The 2,714-nt window shown below is 41.7% G+C and carries 2 protein-coding genes; both read left to right on the top strand.

The annotated features are described in order from the left end of the window. Window positions 1–1,103 (top strand): AGE family epimerase/isomerase (locus KO534_RS03780; protein ID WP_215927414.1); only part of this gene is annotated, 1,103 nt, incomplete at its 5' end. Then, complete coding sequence (locus KO534_RS03775; protein WP_215927412.1) at window positions 1,100–2,590, top strand: beta-mannanase man5E; 1,491 nt, start codon at window positions 1,100–1,102, stop codon at window positions 2,588–2,590. The genes KO534_RS03780 and KO534_RS03775, both read left to right, overlap by 4 nt. Window positions 2,591–2,714 lie beyond the last annotated feature (124 nt).

Here is a 2,714-nt window from a genome sequence, read left to right as displayed (position 1 = left end):
CGGCTGGGTTCCAACAACACTCAGCTGGCAAAGGCATTATTCTCAATAGTCGTATTTTGTGGTTTTTTAGTGAGCTGGCGGTATTCAGTGGCTTCGAAACACATCAAGGTAAAAGTGCATTGGCCACGGCTACTCGCAGCTATCAGTACATGATGGCGCATTTTGACGATACTCAATTTGGTGGCGCGGTTTGGGAACTTAACCATTTAGGTGAGTGTGTCGACAGCAAAAAACAAACCTACGCTCAGTGTTTTTGCATTTATGCATTTTGTGCCTACTACCAAGCCACAGGAAAACAGCAAGTGCTGGATAAAGCGATGAGTTACTTTTCTATGGTTGAGCGCTACACCAGAGACCAAGACTTAGGGGGCTATATCGAAGCCTTTCAAAATAATTGGCTACCAATAGAAGATTTTCGTTTAAGCGAAAAAGACATGAATACCCCTAAATCGATGAATACACACTTACACGTGCTCGAAGCTTTTTCGGCTTTATATAAAGTGAATCCCTGTGGCGAGGTTGAAGAGTCGTTGCGACATGTATTGTCGATGTTTAAACAACATATTATTGACCTTGAAAGTGGTCACCTTAAGCTATTTTTTAGCAATGACTGGCAAGATCAATCCAGCAGTTTTTCCTATGGCCATGATATTGAAGCAAGTTGGTTGATATGGGAAGCACTTGAAATATTAGCTGACTCAGAATTACTAAACGAGTGGCGCCCATTGGTTATTCATATGGCGCAAGTGTGTGTGAAGGAGTCCTTGGGAATACACGGTCAAGTATGTGAAGATTATGACAAAGTGACCCAATACAAAGCCCCAGATGCATACTGGTGGGTACAGGCCGAGGCGTTAGTAGGATTTTTAAACCTATTTCATCTAACTGGTGATAAGCACTTGAACGCGATATGTGAAAACATTTGGCAATTCATTCAGCAATATCATAAAGATCCTGTCGCTGGAGAATGGTTTTGGTTGGCTAATATTGACGGCGCCAATTGCCACCAAAACTATAAAGCAGGCTTTTGGAAAGCCCCATATCACAATGGTAGGGCCATGATGGAAGTGATTAAGTTATTTGATAAGTTGAAACAATCATGAAAATTTTACTCTGCATTTTTATCTTGTGTTTAACCAGTTGTATTAGCGGTCATGCCCCAATAACAAGCCAACAAAATATTGAAAATTTTATCACTCGACAAGGGCATCAGTTATTCGACGGTGAACAACCCTTTAGATTTGCGGGTATTCATGCCCCAGAGTTACATCGAATAGAAGATGATGCGAAAGGCAAATGTGCTGCAGATAGAAGAAGTTGGGGGCAATACTTTAAATGGCCCAGTTACACCGAACAAGAAAACTGGATCAAAGCACTAGTGCGCACTGGACATAAGGCAATGCGTATTTATGTATTATCAGTGGCTCATCCCGACGATGCGGTTTGTCAACGGCAAACCCATATTTTGAATCCCGCCACAGTTGATGGATCTCCACGCCTAAATGAAGAGGCTATGGTGGTTTATGACCAAATGATTGCCTTAGCATCGAAACACAAGTTGCGTCTAATATTGCCTTTTATTGACCATTGGCAATGGTGGGGGGGACGACAACAACTTGCGGCGTTTTATAATGAAAACCTAGACGCCCTTTACGATACACAGTCGAAGACCTATCAAGGGTATTTAGATATTATTCAACAAGTTATCACCCGAAAAAATACTTTGACTGGACGTCACTATTTCGAAGAAAAAGCCATAATGGCATGGGAAACAGGTAACGAGCTAAAGCTCAGTACGTCTGAGTTTGTGAGTCAAACCGCGGCACATATTAAAGCCCTAGCGCCCCAACAGTTAGTGGTGGATGGCACCTATTTACAGTTATTACCCAGTTCACTTGATGATCCCAATGTAGACATAATCAGCAACCATTTTTATACCGTAAATAACAACAATAAGCCGCAAACCATAAAAGATAATCTTGCTTTTATTTCCGGTAAAAAAGCCTATATGGTCGGAGAGTTTGGTTTAGCGCCGGCACAGCAACTAGAAGATATTATGCGAACTGCGGTGCATTATGAGTTAAATGGCGCGCAAACGGTGGGTGCATTTATTTGGGGATTTCGAGGCCATAGAGAAACAGGTGGTTTCTATTGGCATAGTGAAAGCAATGGCGCACATTATAGCTATCATTTACCAGGCTTTAGCGACGGAGATTTTAATCAAGAGCGAGAAGTGGTGTCTATTGTTCGTAATGCTCAGGCTAATATGAACGGGTTGCAGCATGTACCTCCATTGCCAATTCCAGAACCTCCTGTTCTGCATCGAGTTTCCGAGGATTTAAAACTCAATTGGTTAGGGTCTCCCACTGGGCAGCACTATCGAATTGAACGTAAAAACACACTGAATCAATCATGGACTGTGATTGCACAGCAAATATCCGACGGCAAAAACAAGTTCGATCCTCTGGTGGATGACTTGTTTGTCGATACTAGTGAGCTTAGTAGTGGAACTTATGAGTATAGGGTGATCGCTGTCAACGAAGCGGGAGAATCTGCTCCTTCGAATATTCAAAGGATACAACTAAAGTGAGTTGCCATTAACGGCAATGATGGATTGTTAACTTTTTGTAAGAAAAAGGTTGAATATCCTATTCAGATAGATTAATTTATTCACACAAATGTAAACCGGTTCACTTTGTTTATATGAAGCATTC

This window comes from Paraglaciecola arctica, from assembly GCF_018861065.1.
Lineage (GTDB): Bacteria > Pseudomonadota > Gammaproteobacteria > Enterobacterales > Alteromonadaceae > Paraglaciecola > Paraglaciecola arctica_B.
This window is presented reverse-complemented; position numbering and strand designations above follow the sequence as displayed.